Source organism: Aliiroseovarius sp. M344 (genome assembly GCF_025140835.1).
Classification (GTDB): domain Bacteria; phylum Pseudomonadota; class Alphaproteobacteria; order Rhodobacterales; family Rhodobacteraceae; genus Aliiroseovarius.
Genome location: NZ_CP081153.1, coordinates 1,080,730 through 1,104,072, shown reverse-complemented (window position 1 = coordinate 1,104,072; position 23,343 = coordinate 1,080,730). Strand labels below are relative to the sequence as shown.

Below are 23,343 nucleotides of genomic sequence, written 5' to 3'. Positions count from 1 at the left end.
GTGATCACACGCCACAGAGCCATCCTTCTAGTGTTGCCGCAACGGGAACATGGCGGGTTCCCGCCGCTTCTTAATCAAGCCCGCTGTATAACGTTCCCTTGCCCTCACAAATCCTTACAAACTAAGGTGAAGTTATGATTCATCCAGGAGGATACTATGAAGAAAACGATTTTGACCCTTGCCTGCGTGGCCACGCTGGCTCTGCCCGCCTGTAACCGCCCGCTGACAGACCAAGAAAAAACAATTGTTGGTGGTGTGGCTGGGATCGGCGCTGGCCTGATCACCGCAAACGCGATTGGCGCAAACAAAAACTGGACCGTGCTGACGACACTTGCTGGCGCCGCTGCTGGCATCATGGTTGCGCGCAACAGCTATACCAACCAGTGCGCTTATTCGAACGGTGACGGCACCTATCGCACCCGTCCTTGCCCAGTCTGATTGGCGCAAGCTAGGAACACCAAAGGCGCATCTTCGGGTGCGCCTTTCTTTATGGGAACTCGCCACCGGTCGATAATCTGAGCGCCCAGCCAGGGTTGGGCAATGGCCGTTCATGATTACAGGAAAAAACGTGCGGCACCTTGATTCATTCTCTTTCCGGGAGAGCCGCCGTAGATCAATTTGTGATCAGATTTTACAAATCTATGCCCCAGATGCTCTACTCTGTTGCGAAATTCGCCATAACGTCATCTGATTGAATTGCCGCCACAGCTTTGGCAGGATGAAAATATGACGCTAATAGACCTCGCCTTCATGCACGCGCCCACGGGTCTGGCTTTGACAGAGAACCGGATCGTGCGGCACTGCAATCTGCGGTTCGCCGAGATGTTTGGCGATAAGGTCGAAGCTTTTGAAAACATGCCACTTGAACGGTTGTATCCATCCATAAAGGATTATGAAAAAGTCGAACAGGTTGGTGGTGATATCCTCAGGAAAACAGGCCGTTACGAAGATGAACGCATCATGCGACGGCTAAATGGCGACCTGTTTTGGTGCCGCGTACGTGGAACGAGCCTGACGCCAGACGATCCCTTCAAACAAGGGGTCTGGAGCTTCGCCGATCTGTCAGCCGAACGCCCCGTTGTCGCACTGACCCCGCGCGAACGGGATGTGGCCATCTTGACCTGTCAGGGGCGTACGTCGAAAGAGATTGGCCTGCTGCTTAACCTCAGCTATCGCACCGTCGAAGCCTATCGCGCGCGCCTTCTTCAAAAATTCGGCGCGCGCAAACTGCCGGAACTGGTTGCAAAATTCTCGGGTATGCCGCTCTAGAAATTAACCAATCTGTGCGAAAGCCTAGCCAGTTTAAAGGTTTAGAAAGGAACATTAATTACGCTCACCTTCGGTGGGGGCTTCGTGAATTGACGGAGCGATACGATGGAATTCACAATACCCGTCCCTCTTGGGGCACAGGCCAGTTTGCTGGCGAATACGCCCGTGCGCAAGCCGCCGGACAGTTCAAAGGTTGAGACCGCGCCCGATGCTGGAAAAGCGCGTTCCGATATGCACAACTCTCATAAGCAAAGCCCGCCCTTGAATGGTCGCGAAACAGTCGCGCGCCGCTTGGCTGACGAGGAGATCAGGCCGGATACTTTGGCCGGACCACCCCCTAGCTTTCAAGTCAACGTGCTGGAGATGGACCAACGGTTGCAGCAGAAACTGGCCCGGATCGAAACAGTGCGCGCGCAAGGAAAGAACGCTGACCGCCCGCTTGACGAACCGCCGAACAATGACAGTCCCAACGACATCCAGAAACCAGAAATATCCGCCATTCTAGGCAATTAAAGGCAAATCCGCCAAGCATTGGCGGGCTGAATGCACCGTCAAGCCCCCACTGGCGGGTCGTTTCTCTGTTTTCGCTAGCCTAAAGCATTTCGAGAAAAACCTGAGACACCGGTTTTTGGCGAAACGCGCGAAACGCTTTAATCGCTTTTCACCCCTTACGTAGCGTCCTATAAGCGTTGCAATCTTACATTGCCCGCGCGAACAATGGGCAAGCAAACTAGGGTGAGGACCCATGACGAAAAAACTTCATGAAAATGACGTGTCCTTCATCGAGGCACTGGCAAAAATTTTGCAGGAAAACGATCTGACCGAAGTCGAGGTCATGCGCGACTATGGCGAAAATGACAGCCTGAATGTCCGCGTCAGCAAGGCCAAGGAAGTGGTGCATATGGCTGCGCCAACTGCCGGTTATGCGCCGGCAGCAGCCGCTGCCCCCGCCGGCGCTACTGCCTCTGAAACAAGCGCGCCTGCCCGAGGGTCCGAAGATCCTGCCAGCCACCCCGGCGCGGTTCCTTCACCCATGGTGGGCACGGTCTATCTTCAGGCAGAACCGGGCACACCGGCTTTCGTCAACATTGGCGACAAGGTCAAAGAGGGTCAGACCTTGTTAATCGTTGAAGCAATGAAGACCATGAACCAAATCCCTGCGCCGAAGGCTGGCACAGTGAAGCGCATTCTGGTCGAAGACGGTGCCCCGGTGGAATTTGGTGCACCCCTGATGATCATCGAATAAGGGACATCACATGGCCCAATTCGACAAAATCCTGATCGCCAACCGCGGAGAGATTGCCTTGCGCGTCATCCGCGGCGCGCGCGAGATGGGGATCAAAACCGTTGCGGTTCATTCGACCGCTGATGTCGACGCAATGCATGTGCGTATGGCGGATGAAAGTGTCTGTATCGGCCCGCCGTCCAGCACCGACAGCTATCTTTCCATTCCTGCGATCATCGCAGCTTGCGAAATCACCGGCGCGCAAGCTGTGCATCCGGGTTATGGCTTCCTGTCCGAGAACGAACAATTCGTGCAAGTGCTGGAAGATCACGAGATCACGTTTATCGGCCCGTCAGCGGAGCATATCCGCATGATGGGTGACAAGATCACCGCCAAGGAAACCGCGATCAAGCTGGGCATACCCGTTGTTCCCGGTTCGGATGGTGGGGTGCCTGATCTTGAGACAGCGCGCAAAGTGGCCGCTGACATGGGCTATCCGGTGATCATCAAAGCGACCGCCGGCGGTGGTGGCCGTGGGATGAAGGTGGCCGAAACCGCTGCCGATCTCGACACCGCATTTTCGACCGCAAGATCCGAGTCAAAAGCTGCCTTTGGGAACAGCGAAGTGTATATGGAGAAATACCTCCAGACACCCCGCCACATCGAAGTGCAGGTCTTTGGGGACGGCCAAGGCGGTGGCGTGCATCTGGCAGAGCGCGACTGCTCGCTGCAGCGCCGCCATCAGAAAGTGTTTGAAGAGGCCCCCGGCCCCAGCATCACACCCCAAGAACGCGCGCATATCGGCGGCATCTGTGCCAAGGCGATTGCGGAAATGGGGTATCGGGGTGCTGGCACGATCGAGTTTCTGTATGAAGATGGCGAGTTCTATTTCATTGAAATGAACACCCGTTTGCAGGTTGAACACCCTGTCACAGAAGCGATTTTCGGGGTGGATCTGGTGCGCGAGCAAATCCGCGTCGCAGAAGGCATGCCTCTGTCCTTTGGTCAGGATGATCTTGTACTGAACGGCCACGCGATCGAGATCCGTATCAATGCCGAACGCCTACCCAACTTCGCCCCCTGCCCCGGAAAAATCACCCAGTATCATGCGCCCGGTGGGTTGGGTGTCCGCATGGACAGCGCGCTTTACGATGGCTATTCGATCCCACCCTATTACGACAGCCTGATCGGCAAGCTGATTGTGCACGGCCGCGACCGGCCGGAAGCTTTGGCCCGGTTGAACCGTGCGTTAAGCGAACTGATCGTCGATGGGATCGATACGACCGTGCCGCTGTTCCATAGTTTGCTGGCTGAAGAAGACATCCAGACTGGCAATTACAACATCCACTGGCTGGAACGCTGGCTGGCCAAGAACTTGGGCTGAGGGGCCGTTGGCCCCGCCCAAAGATCCGCCGCCGCTCAGCCCTGATCTTCTGTTGCGCGCCTACGCTATGGGGGTTTTCCCGATGGCCGAAAGGCGTGACGACCCGCGCGTGTTCTGGGTGGACCCGGAAGCGCGCGGTATCTTTCCTCTAACGGATTTCCACATCTCGCGTAGGCTGGCCCGCACCATCCGCAGCGAACCGTTTCTGGTCACGCTGAACCGCGATTTTGAGGGGACCGTAACGGCCTGCGCCGAACGGGAAGAAACGTGGATCAACGCCACAATCTTCGACCTATACAAAGACCTGTACAAAATGGGCCACGCGCATTCGCTGGAACTTTGGGAGGGAAACAACCTTATTGGCGGAGTCTATGGCGTCACTTTAGGACGCGCCTTTTTTGGGGAAAGCATGTTTTCGCGCCGCCGCGATGCGTCAAAAATAGGACTCGCTTATTTGGTCCGGCATCTGACAATTACGGGTTTCACGTTGTTTGATACGCAGTTTCTAACACCACATCTGGCCAGTTTGGGCGCGATTGAAATCCCCCGAAAGGCGTATCACGATATGCTGGAGAATGCCCTTTCCGCAGGCGTTGCGGATATCAGATCGCGCGCCCTGCCAGATGCTCAGTCTGTTGTGCAGCGCAGGACCCAGACGTCATAGCGCTGGTGATCAAGCGCATTCAGGGCCGGCGAGGAAGCGATCATCCAGCCTTCAAATGTCGTCTCGTCATCGTTCCCGTCGCGAACCACCAGCCACGCATAGGCATCGCCCGAAGGGTTATCGGTCGGATACCTGCATTCACCCAATGTGACGCGTAGTTTTCCAAGCTCAACCGTATCTCCGACCTTCATCGAAAAGTCGGTGGGCGTGCCGGACACTTTGTCCAGCCCCCGCAGCATCGCACCGGTTGCTTTGCCCGTCTGCGCCCATGCAGGCAGTGCCGCTGCGGTCAACACAACGGCTGTCATTACTGCGCGAAAGATCACTTAGCATCCTCGCTGCCAGCGACAAACTTCATAAGAAGCTGGACAAGGCTGACCGAGCCTTGGGTGTCTTCGATCTCGGCACCTGGCTCAAGATTAAACGGTGATCCGCCCGGAAGAAGTTCGACATAGGAACCGCCCAGCAGGCCTTCGGACGAAATGATGATCGCTGTATCGTCAGGTAAAGCCACGTCCGACTTTACGGTAAACGCTGTCTCGGCGCGGTAGGTTTCCGGGTTCAGGTCGATCCCGGTCACGGTGCCGACCTTCACGCCGCCAAGACGTACATCGGTGCCGACCGAGATCCCGTCTGCAGTGCGGAAGGACGCGCTGTAGCTGTGGCTGTCGCCGCCGCCTGACAGGCCAACAATCTGGCCTGCATACAGGAAAAAGCCGACTGCTGCGGCCAAAACCACGCTGCCAGTAATGACTTCTGTTGTGTGGCTATCGCTCATACCTGCCCCTCTCAATCAGGGAATACGTGTTGAATACGTTTGCCGGTTATTCCGGCTTCCAGGCTTCATAATCGCGACGGTCGGCAGGATCTGCCTGACGCAATGAGCCTGCGGGCGCATAGGCCATCGCTGTGCCGGTCATGTTGTCCTGATGCGGCTTTTCCCATGTCTTGTGGGTCAGCGGTGCTTCAGCCGGGCTGTTGTCAAACGTGCGGTGCAGCCAGCCGTGCCAGTCCGGGCTAACGCGACTTGCCTCGGGTTCGCCATTAAAGATCACCCAGCGGCGGCTGTCATCGCGGTTGCGGTAAAAGACATTGCCTTGTTCATCCTCGCCCACTTTCACACCTTTGCGCCATGTGAACAGACGGGTGCCAATGGTTTCGCGGTGATACCAAGTCAGCAGGGACAAGATGAAACGCATGTCAATCTCCGGTTTTTCTCTCACTTGATATGGCGCAAGCAACCCGGAAGGTCCAGTGCTTTGCGACTTTTTGCGCCGCCTTTGAGCGATTTCCGGCTTCGAGATGCACGGATGGACCGCCTATAGAAAAAGCCACCGCGGGGGGCGGTGGCTTGATTTCAAGTTCAGAAAGTCAACCCAGCAAGTGGTTCAGCTTGCGCTGACCTCTTCTTTTACGCCTTCGCCATAGATGATCAGCGGTTTGGCGTCCGAATTGACAGCCTCCTCATTCACCACAACTTCATCTACGTTCTCAAGCCCAGGCAAGTCGAACATGGTGTCGAGCAGGATGTCTTCCATGATCGACCGCAATCCCCTTGCACCTGTCTTGCGCTCGATGGCGCGTTTGGCGATCGCTTTCAACGCGTCTTCCGTAAACGTCAGTTGCGCATCTTCCAGCTCAAACAGGCGTTGGTATTGCTTTACCAATGCGTTCTTGGGCTTGGTCAGGATGGTCACCAGAGCTTCCGCGTCCAAATCTTCTAATGTTGCAATTACGGGCAGACGGCCAACAAATTCCGGGATCAGGCCGAATTTCAGCAGATCTTCCGGCTCCAGTTCTTGGAACAGTTCACCCACACCCCGGTCGTCGCTTCTGCGAACGTCCGCGCCAAAGCCCATTGCCGAGCCTTTACCGCGTTGTGCAATAATCTTGTCGAGCCCTGCAAAGGCCCCACCACAGATGAACAGAATGTTCGTGGTGTCCACTTGCAGAAATTCCTGCTGCGGATGTTTGCGCCCGCCTTGCGGCGGCACAGAGGCAACGGTGCCTTCCATAATCTTCAAAAGCGCCTGCTGCACACCCTCGCCGGACACATCGCGGGTGATCGACGGATTGTCCGACTTGCGGGTGATCTTGTCGACTTCGTCGATATAAACGATGCCGCGCTGTGCGCGTTCGACATTGTATTCGGATGCTTGCAGCAATTTCAGGATGATGTTTTCGACGTCTTCGCCGACATAACCAGCTTCGGTCAGCGTCGTCGCATCCGCCATGGTGAACGGCACATCCAGAATGCGGGCGAGTGTCTGCGCCAGAAGCGTCTTACCGCAGCCTGTCGGGCCGATCAACATGATGTTAGATTTGGCCAGCTCAATCTCGTCACCGGCGGCAGCCGCGTGGTTCAGACGCTTGTAGTGATTGTGGACCGCGACTGACAGCACGCGTTTGGCGTGGGCCTGCCCAATGACATAGTCATCCAACACGTCGCAAATCTCGATCGGGGTCGGCACGCCATCGGCGGCTTTTAACCCGGATGTCTTTGTTTCTTCGCGAATAATATCCATGCACAGCTCGACACACTCGTCGCAGATGAACACGGTCGGTCCAGCGATCAGCTTGCGCACTTCATGCTGACTTTTGCCGCAAAACGAACAATAGAGGGTGTTCTTGCTGTCGCCGGTGGAATTGTTCGCCATCATAAAGTCCTATTGGGTCCGCGTTTGGATCCGGTTTGTGCCTGTTCGAGCCGTAAATAATACCGTGATCGCAAGTCTAGGGCAGTGACCGGGCAGGCACAATCCGGTTTTTCAGAGTGGCCTGCCCAGTGTGGCATTGCCCGACATACGCCGGGCTATGCCTTTATTCTTCGTCATCGCCTTTGGCTCGGCTTTCCACAATCTCGTCGATATGGCCCCAGTCTTTGGCCTCTTGCGGTGACATGAAATTGTCGCGCTCCAACGCTTTTTCAACGTCTTTCAACGCATTGCCAGTGTGTTTGACATAGATCTGGTTCAGCGTGTCTTTGACCTTCTGGGTTTCTGCGGCATGGATCATGATATCCGTGGCCTGACCCTGAAACCCGCCCGACGGTTGGTGCACCATGATGCGCGAATGTGGCAGCGAGAATCGCATGCCCTTTTCGCCAGCCACCGACAGAACCGATCCCATCGACGCGGCCTGACCAATCACCAATGTGGACACGGCGGGCTTGATGTATTGCATCGTGTCGTAAATCGACAGGCCCGAGGTCACAACACCGCCCGGCGAGTTGATATACATCGAGATCTCTTTTTTCGGGTTTTCCGCTTCAAGGTGCAGAAGTTGCGCCACGATCAGGCTGGACATGCCATCATGGACGGCGCCATTCACGAAAATAATCCGCTCTTTCAACAGGCGCGAAAAGATGTCGTAGGCCCGTTCGCCGCGCGATGTCTGTTCAACCACCATGGGCACAAGGGTATTGTTATAGATTTCGTGTGGGTCGTGCATTTCAGCCTGCTTTCTTGTTCACGCCAGAGCCATCCGCCCGGCACCTGACGCAAGATGTTAGTGCCGGTGGAAAGGGGCTGCAAGGGGGGGGGGGCAACCTGCCTGACCTGCTTCGGCACATTCAAGTCAGAGATGCCCGAAATTGGTTAATAAAACCCTGCAAGACGACCCCATCGGAGTAGCAAAAAAAACGGCGCCCAAAAGGACGCCGTTTGCTGTCTTTGGTTGAAAGGGTCAGCCCGGGCTCATCCCGCGCAGACGCTCCGAGCGACGGCGCAGAAGCTCCACCACCGTCAGCAACACAATCGATACGGCGACCAGGATCGTCGCGACCGCCAGAATTGTGGGGCTGATCTGCTCGCGCAAGCCAATAAACATCTGCCACGGCAGGGTTTGCTGCTTGGCCGAGCCTACGAAGATCACCACCACAACCTCGTCGAATGAGGTGATGAAAGCGAACAACGCGCCGGAAATTACACCCGGTAAGATCAACGGCATCTGCACACGGAAGAACGTGGTGACCGGGTCGGCCCCCATATTCGCTGCAGCGCGGGTCAAGGACCGATCAAACCCGACCAGCGTCGCCGTCACAGTGATGATGACGAAGGGAATGCCCAGCGCCGCATGGGCCAGAACCACGCCCCAGTAGGTGCCAGCAAGGTTGATCTTCGAATAGAAGAAATACATGCCGGCCGCCGAAATAATCAGCGGAACGATCATAGGCGAAATCAGGATCGCCATGATGGCCCGGCGGGCTGGCACATGCGGCTGACTTAGTCCAATGGCCGCCAATGTCCCAAGAGACACCGAAACAATCGTGGCCACTGGCGCAATTTTGATCGAGTTCCACATGGCGCTCTGCCAATCCGGGTTCGAGAAGAAATCGCGATAGTGCTTCAGCGAATACCCGGCGGGATCAAAACTCAGCATCTCTTTGGTAAAGGTGAAGAAGTCCTGCGAGTTGAAGCTCAACGGGATCACCACGGCAATCGGCGCGACCAAGAAGAAGAAGATCAGCCCGCAGATCACCAGAAAGGCATAGTGCCAAACGCGCTGGCCGGTCGTTGCATATGGAGGAAGTTTGCTCATATCCGTTACCCCAGCTTCACGTTGTCAATGCCGACGATCTTGTCATATGCCCAATACAGGACCAGAACGACCGCCAGAAGGATGGCACCCAGCGCTGAGGCAAGACCCCAGTTGAGCGATGTCGAGATGTGGAACGCGATCTGGTTCGAGATGAAGGTCCCTTTGGTGCCGCCGACAAGAGCAGGCGTGATGTAGTAGCCAATGGCGAGGATGAACACGAGGATCGATCCCGCGCCGATGCCCGGAATGGTCTGCGGGAAGTAGACCCTCCAGAACGCCGTCCAATCCGTTGCGCCAAGGCTTTTTGCCGCGCGCAGATAGGTGGGCGGGATGGTTTGCATCACCGAATACATCGGCAGGATCATAAACGGCAGCAGAATGTGGGTCATCGCCACGATCGTACCAAACTGGTTGTTGATGATCACAAGTCGTGCACCGTCATCCACAAGCCCGATCCAGACTAGGATATCGTTGATCACGCCTTGTTGCTGCAGCAGGATTTTCCATGCCGAGGTCCGAACCAGAAGTGACGTCCAGAACGGCAACAGCACCAAAATCATCAAAAGATTTGCCTGACGGGTTGGCAAATTCGCCAAAAGCCAAGCCACTGGATAGGCCAAAACGATGCAGGAGAAGGTAATCAGAAGCGACATCCATAGCGTCCGCTTGAGCAGATTCATATAAATTCGCTCGCTCTCCGGACGCATTTCAGCGCCATCCGGTCCGACACGCCTGTCGATAGCGTTAAGGAAATACCCAGCCGTTACTGGCGGCGAATAAGTTTGGATGGTGCGCCAGACGTCCGGATCTGCCCAACCATCTTCAATGTCGATCAGGGCTTCTTTCCACGGGCCACCAGCCTCAAGGTCAAATTTCGACGCTTTGCGACCCGTTTTGCGGAAGATCGACGACATGCCGGGATTTTCATAGTTCAGGCGGGTGCCGACCTTTGTGTGGGTCTTCGCTTTGGCAGCTTCTTTCAGATCGGCTGCCATCGCTGCGAACACCGCTTCGTCTGGCAGCTCGCCAGAATTGGCGTCCCAGGTTGCCACGGCCTGTACGGACTGGGGCAAAGTCTGAACGACGATCTTATTCTCTACTGAACGATACAGCATGTCCGCAATCGGTAAGATGAAGCTGACCAGGATGAACAACAGCAACGGCGAGATCAGCATAAGCGCACGCATTTTCTGCCGCCTGAGAGCTTTCGCCAAACTGCGTTTTAGCGGTGTTCCATCTGCGGCCAGAACGGGGCCGCTCGTATTGGTCATATCGCTCATATCTTCCCTGTCAGCGTTAGCTTATTTTTGGTTTCGAAGCGGTCAAATTGACAAACAAATAGCGGAAAATCGAAAAATGTTGGGTGGGAGGGGCCAATCAGCCCCTCCCCAAAGCCAGTATTATTTGGCCAGCCAAGCTTCGAACTTGGCGTTCAGATCGTCACGGTTATCAGCCCACCATTCGTAGTCATAAACGTGTGGGTTGGTGGCGTTTGCCGGATCGGTCGGCATATGCGGTGCCATGTCGATACCAAGCTCGGCGTGCTTGCCAACCAGCGGTGCCGAAGACTTACGGGCCGGGCCATACGAAATGAACTTAGCCTGATCAGCCAACCGCTGTGTGTCAGTCGCGAACTTCAGGAAGTCCATGACACGTGCCTTACGATCGTCCGGCAGCCCGGCGGGAACAACCCAACCGTCAAGGTCATAGGATTGCATGTCCCAAAGCATGCTGATCGGCTGGTTCTGCTCGGCAATCGCCGAGAACAGACGACCGTTAAAGGTCGAACCGAAGACGACTTCGCCATCAGCAAGCAACTGCGGCGTTTCTGCGCCAGCCGTCCACCAGACAACCTGATCTTTGATGGTGTCGAGCTTGGCCAGAGCCTGGTTCACACCCTCGTCGGTGCCCAGAACGTCATAGATCGCATCTTTTGCAACGCCATCACAGTAGAGCGCCCACTCCATGTTATCGATCGGGCGTTTTTGCAGCGAGCGTTTGCCAGGATACTTGGCAAGATCGAAAATATCGCAGACAGACGTCGGCGCTTCGTCACCAACCATATCTGTGCGGTAACCGAAGGTTGTCGAGTAAACGATCTGCGGAACGAAGCAATCAGAGACCAAAAGGTCACCAAAATCTTCAGAGGCCGAAGTGCCATCCGGCGCAGCCGCCAGATCTTCGTCGTGGTTGATCTCTACAGCAAGACCTTCGTCACAGATACGCATCGAGTCTGATGCGGTTGCGTCGACAAGATCCCAGGTCACGTTGCCGGTTTCGGCCATCGCGCGCAGTTTGGCCACAGCCTCGCCCGAGCTTTCGTCCCAAGTGACTTTTACCTCAGGGTGCATTTCCAGATAAGGCTCGACATAAGCTTTGACCTGGCTGGCTTGATATGCGCCACCCCAAGAAACGAGAGTCATCTCGTTGGCCATGTCCTGTGCCGAAACCGCGCCAGCGGTGGCAGTCAGGGCCGAACTGGCCAAAAGAGTTTTCACAAGTTTCATACTTTATTCTCCCTAGTTATCCCCGTTTGGTTTGTCGGGTTCGCATGAACGGGTACATGGCGAACCCCTGGCTAAAATGCCCGGAGCCCTCATAGGAAGGCACCGAAGCAATTAGTATCAGGCATCCAGCGCGCGGCAGTCCGATGGCAGCCAGCCGATCTCGATCTGCTGGCCAGGCTCCAGGCGCTCTACGTCCGGTGCGTTACGGGTTTTGATGATGAACTCATCATTCCCAGCAACCCGAAGCCGCGTGCGGAAGATGTCACCCATATAGATGAATTCCAGCACTTCTGCCTTCAGGGTGTGAGCCCCTTTTTTCAGACGTTCTTTGTTATACTCAACACGCTCGGGACGGATCGACACGATGGTCCGATCCCCAACTTTGTCGACGTTGACCGGTGTGGCATCCAGCACCTCTCCGTCGTCCAGTTTCACAATGCATGTGTCGCCTTTGATTTCGGTCACAACACCTTCCAAGGTGTTGTTTTCACCGATAAACTGAGCAACGAAGCTGTTTTCGGGCTTTTCATACAAAAGGTCCGGCGGCGCGAGTTGCTGAATGCGGCCATCGTCAAATACCGCCACGTTATCGGACATGGTCAGAGCTTCGGTCTGGTCGTGGGTCACATAGACAGTGGTGATACCCAGTTCATGCGCCAGATGGGTGATTTCGAACTGCATCTTTTCGCGCAGTTGTTTGTCCAGCGCACCCAGCGGCTCATCCATCAGCACCAGCTCCGGCTCGAACACCAGCGCACGCGCCAAGGCGACACGCTGTTGCTGACCACCTGACAACTGGGCAGGGCGACGCCCACCAAAATCACCCATCTCAACCATGTCCAAAGCGCGCTTCACTTTCGCTTCACGGTCAGACTTGCCAATCTTCCGCACTTCCAACGGGAAGGACAGGTTTTCAGCAATCGTCATATGAGGGAAAAGTGCGTAGTTCTGGAAAACCATCCCAATGCCACGTTTGTGGGGAGGGATGTTGTTGATCGGCTTGCCGCCAAGCCGGATGTCACCGTGCGTCGCGGTCTCAAAGCCGGCCAGCATCATCAGACATGTTGTTTTGCCAGACCCTGACGGCCCAAGCATCGTAAGGAATTCGCCCTTTGCAACGGATAGGTTCAGGTCTTTTACGACCAGCGTTTCCCCATCATAGCTTTTCTGGACACGATCAAAAACGACGAAACCGTCGTTGGAAGCTGCATCAGCCAAGTGACCCCCCTGGTCTATGTTTTTCTTTTTCGTTTGTTAGACATAAGCCAACACCAACTGAACCCGAATTTCAACCGAAAACCCGAGGATTGTTGCGAAATTTTCTTCCGCAACAACCTCAGCTTCTATTTTATTATTACGTGAGCACGGTTCGAAGCCGACGCTTTGTGCGAATTTCGCGTCATGCGGATACGATGTTGTGCCCGGGCCCATAAGGAAAGCGAGTGATATTCTCGGCACCGGTTTCGCCTAATACAAGAATATCATGTTCGCGATAGCCCCCTGCCCCGGGCGTCCCATCTGGCAAGAACAACATCGGCTCCATTGAAACGACCATGCCTGGCTCTAAAACCGTGTCGATGTCTTCACGCAACTCCAGCCCAGCTTCGCGACCATAGTAATGGGACAGCACGCCGAAGGAATGGCCATATCCAAACGAGCGGTACTGCAAAAGCCCCTCGCTTTCGAAGAACCTGTTGATCTCGGCAGTGATGCCAGAACAGGTTGCGCCCGGTTTAATCAGCGATATCCCCAGCTCATGCGCCGCGACATTTGCTTCCCAAATCCGCAGGCTTTCTTTGTCTGGCTCGCCAATGAACAACGTGCGCTCCAAAGCCGTGTAGTAGCCAGAGATCATCGGAAACGTGTTCAGCGACAAGATATCCCCTTTTTGTAGCTTGCGAGTGGTGACTGGATTGTGTGCCCCATCGGTATTGATGCCGGATTGGAACCACACCCAGCTGTCGCGAATTTCACTGTTGGGATGCGCGCGGGCAATTTCTTCTTCCATTGCGTCACGGCCAGCCATCGCGATGTCAATCTCGCGCGCACCGACACGGATCGCATCGCGGATCGCAGCGCCGCCGTGATCAGCTATGCGCGCGCCTTCCCGGATCAGGGCAACTTCTTCGACCGACTTCACCATTCGCGCCTGCATCGTGTCAGGCGCAATGTCGGCAAAGGTTGCGTTGGGCAGGAAGTCATCTGCCAGCGCGCGTTGCGCCATGGTCATGTGGTCATTTTCGATGCCGACGGACGTGGCCCCACCAACCAGCTCTTTCACCGCGCGCCAATAGTTGTTGCGCTCCCAATCCGTATAGATGACGTTGTCGCCGTAACAACGGCGCCATGGCTGTCCCGCATCAATATTTGCCGACACTGTGGTGCAGCGATCTGCGGTCACAACACATCCATAAGGACGGCCAAAGGAACAGTAAAGAAACCCGGAATAATACGCGATATTGTGCATCGAGGTGAACAGAACGGCCTCAACGCCGCGATCCACCATGATCCCGCGCAATGTCGCCAGGCGCCGTTCATATTCCGCGTTCGAAAAGGGAAGAGCGGCTTTTTCACCGTTCTCACAAACAAAAAATTGGGTGCGTGACATGTTTTCAGTCTCCGATTTCCGAGGCCGGGAAAACATATTGCGCCCGGCCAACCAAACTCCCCGGCGTGCAAGGCAGTTGATCTCCGGACCGTACGCAGTTGGGAAGCCAATGCGCCGGGCAGCGACGCCATCGCTGCGGATGGCGCGATCATTGGCGCACAGGCCCAAACCTGTCAATTGTTATGTCGATCGAAGGCCCCAAGCGCGGTGCGACCTGACCCCGTTCAGAAAAGATCGCCGCGCGCCTTTTTGTGGTTAGGGCAGGATGTCGATTTCCCCGTCCGCAATGCGAACCACACTCAGCTGTCCGGTTCGGTATGCGCCGGTGTCGATCGATATCCGCCCGTCACGTATCAGAACTTCTGGCACGATCGTGTGTCCATGAACGACCCACTGATCATCTGTTCGCGCCAGCTTGCGAAAATCCGGGTGCCCCCAAAGCAGCGCATTGCGGTCCTGCCGGTCCATGTCAACAGTCGGATCGCCACCGGCATGCGTTACCCAAACATTGCCCGCACGATAAGTTGTCGGCAACTGACGCACCCAAGTTACCAACTCTGCGCCCATCGCCTGCCGCAACTGATCGCCGAGCAAGTCAACCGCGCCCGCCGAGAGCCCATCAAGCGGACCTGAAATCCCGAAGCTTTGAAGGGTCGCGTCCCCACCGTTCCTGAGCCAAAGTCGATGATAACGCTGCGGGTCGTCCAGAAAGCCCAACAGGAAATCTTCGTGGTTTCCGGCAAGGCATATGAACCGGTCGGGATTGGAGGTTTGCAATTCAAACAAGTGGCGCAGCACCGAAGCGCTGTCCGGACCGCGGTCAATATAATCGCCAACGAAAACCATTGGCAGGTGCGGCCACTGTGCTGCGGCACGGTCAAGCGCGGCGGACAGCAGGTCCATTCGGCCATGAATGTCGGCGACCACGCAAAACGGCACGTCTGGCTGGACAGGAGCACCGAAGCTGTCTGCAGCCCTGTTCGGGTCGGGTCGGGTCAGCCGCTTTATCCAACGCATGGTTTTGATTGCCCCTTCAAAGGTCCAAGCGTCGCGCGCCCGTCACGCAACTTGCCCTATGTAGCAAACATAGGACAGTCCCGGTTGCAAAGACCAGCGCCCAAAAGGGAAAGGCCGGGCAAGAGTTCGCGGAAGCATCCCTGCTTTTGGCACACCAAGAGCTTTTTGTTGGCGACTCACGACCTCATGCTGATTCTCTATGCCTCTTCCAACATCCGCAATGGGCGCTTTCGTGCCAATTTCGGGCGCTGCACTCGGCGGATTCGCTGGCTGGCAAAGCGCGGCTAAGCCCGTGGGCGCAAGCTTGCCGAAGTCTTCGCACAAAACAGGCGCGTGACCGCCGAAGGCCTGCTGACAAGCGATGAGGGCTACCGAAAACGCCGTTCTCATCGTTCTTAGGCCGCTGACCACTCACGGTGACCAAATACCAACTTCCAGTACGACGCATTGTAGCGTTGAGCCGATAACCTGCCGTCCGCCCGACCGGGCGCACCTGCTGCCAACTTTCAGAGAACGGAGCGGACATGACCGATCCAAGAAAACAATCCCGCGAACTCAGCCGTACCTTGGCGGGGTTCCGATATGAGCTTATCGGGGTCGTCGTGTTCAGCGCGGCGGTCAATCTTTTGATGCTGACCGGGCCATTGTTCATGTTGCAGGTCTATGACCGCGTGTTGTCCAGCCGATCCTCTGCAACACTGGTGGCACTGTTTGGCCTAGTGGTTTTTCTATACACACTGATGGGTTTTTTGGACCATGTGCGCGGGCGCGTTTTGGCGCGGATTGGTGCCGGATTTCAATCCGCGCTTGACCGTCGTGTCTTTGACGCGGTGCTGCGACAGGCCGAAAATGCAGACCAACGGTCACGGCCTGCCACGGGCTTACGCGATCTGACCAGCATCCAATCACTTCTGGCCTCGCCAGCCCTGACCGCCCTGATCGACTTGCCGTGGGCACCTGCATTCCTTGCCCTGCTGTTCGTATTTCACCCGATGATGGGTTGGTTCGCGCTTGCTGGTGGCTTCATCCTGTTCGTTCTGGCCTTCGCCAACCAGCGCGTCACCGGCGCAGCCCAACTGGAGGCGGGTCAACTGGCCGCCCAAGCTGAAGGCCGCACAGAAAACATGCGTAGGTCGATCGAGACAGTCCAAGCGCTTGGCATGAAAGAGCCTTTGACGGACGGCTGGAGCGATGTACGCCGCCAAGCCCTGACCAGCCGCATCTTTGCCGCCGACAAGCGCGGACGGTTGGCCGCCACCACGAAGGCGTTCCGCTTGTTGCTTCAATCGGGCATTCTGGCTTTGGGGGCATGGCTGGTGCTGCGCGGAGAGTTGACCCCCGGCGCGATGATCGCGGGCTCCATTCTACTTGGTCGCGCCCTTGCTCCGGTGGAGCAATCGGTCGCGCAATGGGCCGTTTTCCAAGCCGCCGTGCAAGGTTGGCGATCGCTTCAAGCGATGTTGTCGGCAACCCCACCCAAGCAGGAGGTCATGGCACTGCCTGCACCTGAAAGCCGGATGCAGGTCGCCGGACTGTCTGTTGCCCCCGTTGGGGCTGCGAAGCCACTTTTGATGGGCGTCAGTTTCGACATACAACCGGGCGAAGCCGTGGCCGTCATCGGGCCAAGTGCAGCAGGGAAATCCACACTGGCCAAAGCGCTGACTGGGGTGTGGCCACCGCGCACTGGCGAAATTCGTCTGGGCGGCGCAGAGCTTCATCAATATGCGCCGGACCGCTTGGGGCTTTTGTTGGGGTATCTGCCACAAGACGTAGTCTTATTTCCCGGAACCATCGCCCAGAATGTTGCGCGGTTTGGTCCCGACGCGGATCCTGAAAAGATCGTTGAAGCAGCCCGCGCCGCTGGTGCCCATGACCTTATCCTTGGCCTTCCAAATGGCTATGACACTGTTATCACCGATGGCGGCAGTCGTCTGTCTGGGGGACAGCGCCAGCGCATTGGACTTGCGCGTGCCTTGTTCGGCAACCCAGCCGTGTTGATCCTGGACGAGCCGAATTCCAGCCTTGATGACAGTGGGGTCCGCTCGCTCAACAAGGCCATATCGGACGCCAAGGATGCTGGTCAGGCGGTTCTCATTATCTCGCACCGACCGTCTGCCTTGGCGCAATGCGAGCGTGTCCTGTTGATCGACAACGGAAAGATGCGGGCCTTTGGGCCACGCCAGGACGTTCTGGAAAAGTTCGTCAGACCAAGCCCGGCGCTGGTGTCGGCACAACAAAGTCGGAGGCTTGAAAATGTCAGGTGACTGGAACTCGAAAAAATATGTGGCTCAGGGCATTTGGGCATTGGTTATAGGCTTTGGCGGGCTGATCGCTTGGGGGACCTACTCGACAATCAGTGCCGCTGTCGTGGCATCAGGCTTCATCGAAGTGGATCAACGAAAACAGGTGGTTCAGCACCCCGACGGCGGTGTCGTCGCCGAGATATTGGTGCGCAACGGGGACACGATCAAAGCGGGCGACCCGATTATCATGCTGGACGATGCTGAGTTGCAGTCTGAACAAAACATCCTAAGCCGCGCGCTGTTTGAAGTTCAGGCAAATATCGATCGCCTGTCCGCCGAAGCTGTTGAAGCGGAACAGATCGCTTTCCGCACCGCACTCGTTGCGGCCACCGAGGGCAAACCCGACCTGCAACGTATCCTCGACACCCAACAAACGCTGTTCGACACGCGGCGCACAACACTCAGCCAGACGGACGATCAGTTGCGGGAACGGCGTGCTCAGTCCGAAGCATCGATTGTCGGCTTGGGAAAGCAACTGGCCGCGAACCAGACGCAAGCTGAGTTGCTGTACACCAACCTTGAGACCTTTCAGGATCTGCTGGCCAGAAACCTGACCGAGCGGTCGCAAGTTGTGGAGCTTCAACAACAGATCGCCCAGATCAATGGTCGAACCGGCGAGACCGAGGCGCAAATCGCGGCAACTCGTAACGCCATTGCTGGGTACGAGATCGAGCGCCTGCAGGCCCGTTCTGAGCGACAGGAAAGCGCGCAGGAGGAAATTCGCAACCTGCAACCCCGTGAGGCTGAATTGCAGGAAAAACTGCGGGCTGTTGAGACGCGATTGTCCCGACTGAACCTGAAAGCCCCTGTGGATGGTGTTGTCTATGGTATGAATATTTTCACCGTCGGTTCGGTCGTCCCGGCCGGTGGCGAGGTGGCCGCAATCGTGCCGGACAAAAGTGCTCTGATCGTGTCTGTCCAGTTGGCGCCAGCTGAAATCGACCGCGTCACCATTGGGCAAGACGCTGTTTTGAAGTTTCCCGCCTTCAATGCACGCACGACACCTGAAGTGTCGGGTCAGGTCAGCTTGATCTCGGCCGATGCAATGCTCGACGAGCAAACCGGCCAACGCTATTTCGCAGGCGAAGTCGCAATCGACCCTTCAGCCTACGCGCTATTGGGGGACCAAGAAATCATTCCGGGCATGCCGGTCGAAGCCTTCATCCAGACCGGCGCGCAAAGCCCTGCCTCTTATATTTTGAAACCTTTCACCGACTATCTTGATCTGGCGTTCCGCGAAGAATGATCCCGCATGGCACCAAAATGGATGGTCTGGCATGGGACCACACAACCTTTGTCTGAAAATGTCGGGGCGGAGGGATCAATTTTCAGGTTGATCTGGACAGTGAAGATCGGCGCGCCCTAAAGTCATAGTCGCCATCCAATTGGAGACTCTGATGAAACCGATTTTCACAACTGCCCTGATGTTCAGCCTGCTAGGCGCAACATCTGCATTCGCCGACAACCATTGCGCTGATGGAAAGACACTGACCCCGGACGTGTTGACCATCGCCACCGGCAACCCCGCGTACTACCCCTGGGTCATGGATGATGACCCCGCAAGCGGAGCTGGTTTCGAAGCCGCCGTAGCCTATGAAGTTGCAAAACGCATGGGCTTTGAAAAAGACGCCGTCGTTTGGACGCGAGCGACATTTGACCAGTCGATCCAACCGGGCGCGAAAGAGTTCGATGTGAACCTGCAACAATTCTCGATCACCGAAGATCGCGAAAAAGTCGTCGATTTCTCGGACCCTTACTATTCCGCTGCGATGGCAGTTCTGGTGCGCAAGCCAACAATTGAAGGCGGCGCCACGGCAGAAATCGACTCGCTCAAGGGCCTGAAATGGGGCGTCATGGCGGGCACAACAGCGCTGGAAACCGTGAGTTCGGCGATAGCGCCGGCCGACACGCCGCTGCTCTATGATGACAATGTGAACGTTGTCGAAGCGATGAAGGCCAACCAGATCGACGCGGCTTTGTTCGACCTGCCGACCGCGCTTTATCTCAGCGCTGTGGTTCTGGATGACGGTGCATTGCTGGGCCAGTTCGCAGCTGACCGAAGCGAAAACCCTGACCAGTTCGGTATCCTGATGGAAGAAGGCAGTGAACTGAAAGCCTGCGTAAACGAGGCTTTGGCCGCGATGACTAGCGACGGCACCCTTGCCGCCATCGAGGCTGAGTGGTTGCAGGAAACCACTGGCGTTCCCTTGATCAAGTAACGACCACCTCATGCAAAAGCAAAGTGCGGGCCTTTCGGCCCGCCAAATCTATGAGCAAAAAGCACGACGCAAGTCGGTCACGGTGGCGACGCTAAGCACGGTCTTCGTGGTCGGGCTTATCGTCGTCCTTTTGCCGATGACACCCGGGTGGGACCGGGTACGCAGCAGCTTTTTTGACTGGGAGATTCTGGCAAAGACTTTCCCTTCTTTGCTGTCTGCGTTTCGCTGGGATGTCGCTATCTTTCTGTGGTGCACCCCTGCGATCGCTTTCCTTGGTCTGTTTATCGCACTGTGTCGCGATGCCCGCGCGCCTGCGCTGTTTCCGCTACGGGTGTTTGGTGTCCTTTACACTGACATCTTTCGCGGCGTGCCGGTTATTCTGATCGTGTTCCTGATCGGCTTTGGCGTCCCCGGCCTTGGCCTGCAACGCCCGTGGAACAGCCCGTATATCTGGGGTTCTCTTGCGCTGATCCTGACCTATTCCGCCTATGTGGCCGAGATCTTCCGGGCTGGCATCGAAAGCGTCCACGAAAGCCAACGGGCTGCTGCCAAGTCGCTGGGCCTGTCGCATTTCGACATCATGCGCTATGTCGTCCTGCCGCAAGCGATCCGCCGGGTCGTGCCTGCCAATATGAACATGCTGGTCGCACTGCAAAAAGACGTGGCTTTGTTGTCCTTTATTGGCCCGGTAGAGCTGCTGCGCCAAGCCGGTGTGCACAAGTCTCTGCTGGCCAATTTCACGCCATATGTTGGCGCCGCGATCATCTTTCTTGCAGTAACAATTCCTGTCACTCGCTTTGCTGATTACCTGATCGCAAAACAAAACAAGGCGCGCAGTTGATGTCTATTCTCAGGCTGTCCAATGTCACCAAGTCCTTCGGCCAGACCGAGGTGCTACGCGGCATTGATCTAGACGTCGACCAAGGCGAAATGGTTTGCCTGATCGGTGCGTCCGGGTCCGGCAAATCGACCCTGTTGCGCACGATCAATCTGCTGGAACCCATTGATGAAGGCGAGATTTGGTTTGACGGCCACGACATCTCGTTGCCCGATGTGGCACCGCAACCCATCCGCCGAAAAATTGGATTGGTCTTTCAAAGCTTCAATCTGTTCCCACATATGACGGCGGTTGAAAATGTGCTGCTGGCGCCATCCCGCGTATTCAAGAAATCGAAGAAAGAATTGCTGCCGGACGTTACCCAACTGTTTGAGCGCTTTAACCTGAAAAACCGGATGAACGCCTATCCTGATCAGTTGTCGGGCGGGCAACAGCAACGGGTCGCGATCGTTCGCGCATTGGCAATGCGACCGGATATCATGCTGTTTGACGAAGTCACCTCGGCCCTTGACCCGGAACTGGTCAGCGAGGTCTTGGAAACACTGCTGACGCTGAAAGCCCAGAAAATGACCATGATCCTCGCCACACATGAAATGGGCTTTGCAAAAGAGGCGGCCGATCGGGTCTGTGTGCTGGACGGTGGTAAAATAATCGAAACCGGCCCGCCGGATCAGATTTTCAACGCACCGAAAACGAAACGCGCCCAAGAGTTTCTGTCCTCGGTGCTGTAGCGGCATCCTTTGACGCCGTCCGAACTTGCATCGATCTTGAAACAGGTTGGTGACACGGCCTGTCGTCGTCTGAGCCGTGCGCTTCTGCGCCAACAACGCAGCTTTAGAAATAGAAAACCAGGCAGCCCCGAAGAGCTGCCTGGCTTGACCTCAGCGGATTATTCAGCCGCTGATGCTTGTTCGGCTGCTGAGTGCTTGTCGCGCAAGCCATCGCGATACAACGCTTTGGTAAGTGCGACGCACATCAGGCCCATCACCATCGTGAATGGTAAGGCCCCGATAATCATCGCGCTCTTAAGCGCCTCCATCGGGTCCGAGCCGCCGTTGTTCTTGCCTGCGATCAGCAACGTCCCGATCACAAGGGTCAAGATGACACCCCAAACGATCTTATGTTTGTTGCCGACCTCCTGATCACCGCCAGACATGATCGTGTTCATCACGAGGATGCCCGAGTCTGCTGACGTCACCAGGAATGTCATGATCAAGACCACACACATCACGGTAATCCCCGACAGAAGCGGGCCCGAGATGATCTGTTGCAAGGTCACAAACAGCTTCGCCGTGTTCGAAGCGCCGATGATGGCGCCTTCCGCGGCTCCGCTCAGTTCCATATCGATTGCAGTACCACCCAGAACAGTCATCCACGCAAAGCAGACAAGCGCCGGGGCGAACACACAGCCCACGATGAACTCGCGAACCGAACGACCGCGCGAGATACGTGCTAGGAACAATCCGACAAAGGGCGAGAACGCGATCCACCATGCCCAGTAGAATGTGGTCCAACCTGCTTGCCAACCGAACTGACGGCCGGGCTCACCAGCCGCGTAGGCAGCTGTAAGAACCTCATCGGACAGCGCGGCTGCCTCACCTTCCAAACCTGACTTGAACCCTGCGAAGGATCCCCAGGCATTGGTCGCACCACCACGTAATGCGTCGGCAAACGGTGCGGCTTCTTCTGGCAGAGCCGCTGCAAAATCGACTGTTGATTGCGGGCCAAAAGCACCAAAGCTCAGCGACGCATAGTGCAAGATGTAGTCTGCAAATGCAGTCGCATAGGTTGTCATTGCAAAGAAGAACGATCCAAAGATGACGAAGGTCATCAGCAGGATGATCGACAGGACCAGGTTCAAGTTCGACAGGTACTTAACCCCGCGACCAACGCCCGAAACCGCTGATACGATGGACAGACCCATGATAACAGCCAGGCCGGTTACCAAGCCGACTGTGCCAGGTGCAGGCGCATCGCCGGTCATGTCCATCATCCATTCGGCGCCGGTAATTGCATACAGGCCATCAATGAATTGCGAGACACCAAAGCCGATAGTGACCGACACACCAAGGATGGTTGCCACAACGCCAAGCACGTCCACGATATGTCCGAGGATTCCGTTCATGAACTTGCCAAACAACGGCGTCAGCGCAGAGCGGATCGTCAGTGGCATATCACGCGTATAGGCGTAATACGCCAGCGAAAGACCGGTAGCGACATAGATTGCCCAAGCGTGGAAGCCGTAGTGCAGGAAAGTATAGCGGAAGCCTGATTGAACGGCTTCTTCTGTGTTAGGTTGAACATCGCCCGCCAATACAACGGGGTTTGATCCCCACAGACCCAACGGTTCAGCGGTTGCAAAAACCATAAGCCCCACGCCCAGACCAGCGCCAAACATCATGGAAAACCAAGAAAAGTTGGAGAACTCGGGCGCTTCACCCTCACGTCCCATTATTCTGCGTCCTGTTTGGGGTATCAACGCCACAATCAACAAGAAGAACGAGAACAGTCCAACAATGACAATGTAAAATGAATTGAAACCCTCAAGGAGTTTCCAGTTGAGGCTGCCAAGAACGCCATTAGCGTTGGCGGGAAATACCAAGGCCCAGATCACGAGGCCGACCATAATGGCTTTACTGAGCAGCGCGATTTCGACGCTATGCCCCTCGTAAAACCCACTAGCCGCCCTTCGGACTTCCAAGTCGGTGAATGGTTGTTTTAAAGACATGCGTTTTCTCCCTATTCGCACGAGTTGCTATGCCGGGTTATT

At 56.1% G+C, this 23,343-nt stretch carries 22 protein-coding genes and 1 pseudogene; 11 read left to right on the top strand and 12 right to left on the bottom strand.

The window, feature by feature from the left end:
- Positions 1-156: 156 nt before the first annotated feature.
- The 6 genes from K3556_RS05345 (at position 157) to aat (ending at position 4,542) form a co-directional block, all read left to right on the top strand.
- Complete coding sequence (locus tag K3556_RS05345; protein ID WP_260518695.1) at positions 157-438, top strand: glucose-6-phosphate isomerase; 282 nt, start codon at positions 157-159, stop codon at positions 436-438.
- A gap of 288 nt (positions 439-726) precedes the next feature.
- Positions 727-1,269 (top strand): LuxR C-terminal-related transcriptional regulator, encoded by a 543-nt coding sequence (locus K3556_RS05340; protein WP_260518694.1) that lies wholly within the window; start codon positions 727-729, stop codon positions 1,267-1,269.
- 105 nt (positions 1,270-1,374) lie between these two features.
- Positions 1,375-1,782 carry a hypothetical protein gene (locus tag K3556_RS05335; protein WP_260518693.1) on the top strand — a complete coding sequence of 136 codons (408 nt, stop codon included), beginning with the start codon at positions 1,375-1,377 and terminating at the stop codon, positions 1,780-1,782.
- Between the two features lie 232 nt (positions 1,783-2,014).
- Positions 2,015-2,515 (top strand): acetyl-CoA carboxylase biotin carboxyl carrier protein, encoded by a 501-nt coding sequence (gene accB, locus K3556_RS05330; RefSeq protein WP_260518692.1) that lies wholly within the window; start codon positions 2,015-2,017, stop codon positions 2,513-2,515.
- 10 nt (positions 2,516-2,525) lie between these two features.
- The gene (gene accC, locus K3556_RS05325; protein ID WP_260518691.1) at positions 2,526-3,878 is read left to right on the top strand and encodes an acetyl-CoA carboxylase biotin carboxylase subunit; all 1,353 of its coding nucleotides are present in this window, start codon (positions 2,526-2,528) and stop codon (positions 3,876-3,878) included.
- Between the two features lie 67 nt (positions 3,879-3,945).
- Positions 3,946-4,542, top strand: a complete 597-nt coding sequence (gene aat, locus K3556_RS05320; protein WP_260519176.1) for a leucyl/phenylalanyl-tRNA--protein transferase — start codon at positions 3,946-3,948, stop codon at positions 4,540-4,542.
- Here the strand turns inward: aat and K3556_RS05315 are convergent.
- The 11 genes and pseudogenes from K3556_RS05315 to K3556_RS05265 form a co-directional block, all read right to left on the bottom strand.
- Entirely contained in the window at positions 4,506-4,850 is a 345-nt protein-coding gene (locus K3556_RS05315) for a DUF2155 domain-containing protein (RefSeq protein ID WP_260519175.1), read from the bottom strand. The two genes, aat and K3556_RS05315, sit on opposite strands and share 37 nt — an antisense overlap.
- Before the next feature lie 14 nt (positions 4,851-4,864).
- Complete coding sequence (gene mlaD / locus K3556_RS05310; RefSeq protein ID WP_260518690.1) at positions 4,865-5,320, bottom strand: outer membrane lipid asymmetry maintenance protein MlaD; 456 nt, start codon at positions 5,318-5,320, stop codon at positions 4,865-4,867.
- A gap of 46 nt (positions 5,321-5,366) precedes the next feature.
- On the bottom strand, positions 5,367-5,741 hold the full coding sequence (locus K3556_RS05305) for an NADH:ubiquinone oxidoreductase subunit NDUFA12 (RefSeq protein ID WP_260518689.1): 375 nt from the start codon (positions 5,739-5,741) through the stop codon (positions 5,367-5,369).
- A 189-nt stretch (positions 5,742-5,930) separates the two neighbouring features.
- Positions 5,931-7,199 (bottom strand): ATP-dependent Clp protease ATP-binding subunit ClpX, encoded by a 1,269-nt coding sequence (gene clpX, locus K3556_RS05300; protein WP_260518688.1) that lies wholly within the window; start codon positions 7,197-7,199, stop codon positions 5,931-5,933.
- 163 nt (positions 7,200-7,362) lie between these two features.
- Positions 7,363-7,992: an ATP-dependent Clp protease proteolytic subunit gene (locus K3556_RS05295; RefSeq protein ID WP_260518687.1), complete on the bottom strand. Its 630-nt coding sequence runs from the start codon at positions 7,990-7,992 to the stop codon at positions 7,363-7,365.
- Between the two features lie 234 nt (positions 7,993-8,226).
- Positions 8,227-9,072: pseudogene (locus K3556_RS05290) on the bottom strand (ABC transporter permease); the annotation flags it as partial.
- A 14-nt stretch (positions 9,073-9,086) separates the two neighbouring features.
- The gene (locus tag K3556_RS05285; protein ID WP_260518685.1) at positions 9,087-10,361 is read right to left on the bottom strand and encodes an ABC transporter permease; all 1,275 of its coding nucleotides are present in this window, start codon (positions 10,359-10,361) and stop codon (positions 9,087-9,089) included.
- Between the two features lie 120 nt (positions 10,362-10,481).
- The gene (locus tag K3556_RS05280) at positions 10,482-11,588 is read right to left on the bottom strand and encodes an extracellular solute-binding protein (RefSeq protein WP_260518684.1); all 1,107 of its coding nucleotides are present in this window, start codon (positions 11,586-11,588) and stop codon (positions 10,482-10,484) included.
- A gap of 117 nt (positions 11,589-11,705) precedes the next feature.
- The gene (locus tag K3556_RS05275; RefSeq protein ID WP_260518683.1) at positions 11,706-12,806 is read right to left on the bottom strand and encodes an ABC transporter ATP-binding protein; all 1,101 of its coding nucleotides are present in this window, start codon (positions 12,804-12,806) and stop codon (positions 11,706-11,708) included.
- 181 nt (positions 12,807-12,987) lie between these two features.
- Positions 12,988-14,196 (bottom strand): aminopeptidase P family protein, encoded by a 1,209-nt coding sequence (locus tag K3556_RS05270; RefSeq protein WP_260518682.1) that lies wholly within the window; start codon positions 14,194-14,196, stop codon positions 12,988-12,990.
- Between the two features lie 255 nt (positions 14,197-14,451).
- The gene (locus K3556_RS05265) at positions 14,452-15,213 is read right to left on the bottom strand and encodes a metallophosphoesterase family protein (protein ID WP_260518681.1); all 762 of its coding nucleotides are present in this window, start codon (positions 15,211-15,213) and stop codon (positions 14,452-14,454) included.
- A gap of 524 nt (positions 15,214-15,737) precedes the next feature.
- Here K3556_RS05265 and K3556_RS05260 point away from each other — a divergent pair.
- The 5 genes from K3556_RS05260 (at position 15,738) to K3556_RS05240 (ending at position 21,304) form a co-directional block, all read left to right on the top strand.
- Entirely contained in the window at positions 15,738-17,477 is a 1,740-nt protein-coding gene (locus tag K3556_RS05260; RefSeq protein WP_260518680.1) for a type I secretion system permease/ATPase, read from the top strand.
- The gene (locus tag K3556_RS05255) at positions 17,467-18,762 is read left to right on the top strand and encodes an HlyD family type I secretion periplasmic adaptor subunit (RefSeq protein ID WP_260518679.1); all 1,296 of its coding nucleotides are present in this window, start codon (positions 17,467-17,469) and stop codon (positions 18,760-18,762) included. Before K3556_RS05260 ends, K3556_RS05255 begins: the two co-directional genes overlap by 11 nt.
- A 151-nt stretch (positions 18,763-18,913) precedes the next feature.
- Complete coding sequence (locus K3556_RS05250) at positions 18,914-19,735, top strand: ABC transporter substrate-binding protein (RefSeq protein ID WP_260518678.1); 822 nt, start codon at positions 18,914-18,916, stop codon at positions 19,733-19,735.
- A gap of 10 nt (positions 19,736-19,745) precedes the next feature.
- Entirely contained in the window at positions 19,746-20,576 is an 831-nt protein-coding gene (locus K3556_RS05245; protein ID WP_260518677.1) for an amino acid ABC transporter permease, read from the top strand.
- The gene (locus K3556_RS05240; protein ID WP_312847281.1) at positions 20,576-21,304 is read left to right on the top strand and encodes an amino acid ABC transporter ATP-binding protein; all 729 of its coding nucleotides are present in this window, start codon (positions 20,576-20,578) and stop codon (positions 21,302-21,304) included. The genes K3556_RS05245 and K3556_RS05240 overlap by 1 nt, the downstream gene beginning before the upstream one ends.
- Before the next feature lie 158 nt (positions 21,305-21,462).
- Here the strand turns inward: K3556_RS05240 and K3556_RS05235 are convergent, their stop codons facing one another.
- Positions 21,463-23,301, bottom strand: a complete 1,839-nt coding sequence (locus K3556_RS05235) for a BCCT family transporter (protein WP_260518676.1) — start codon at positions 23,299-23,301, stop codon at positions 21,463-21,465.
- Between the last annotated feature and the right edge of the window lie 42 nt (positions 23,302-23,343).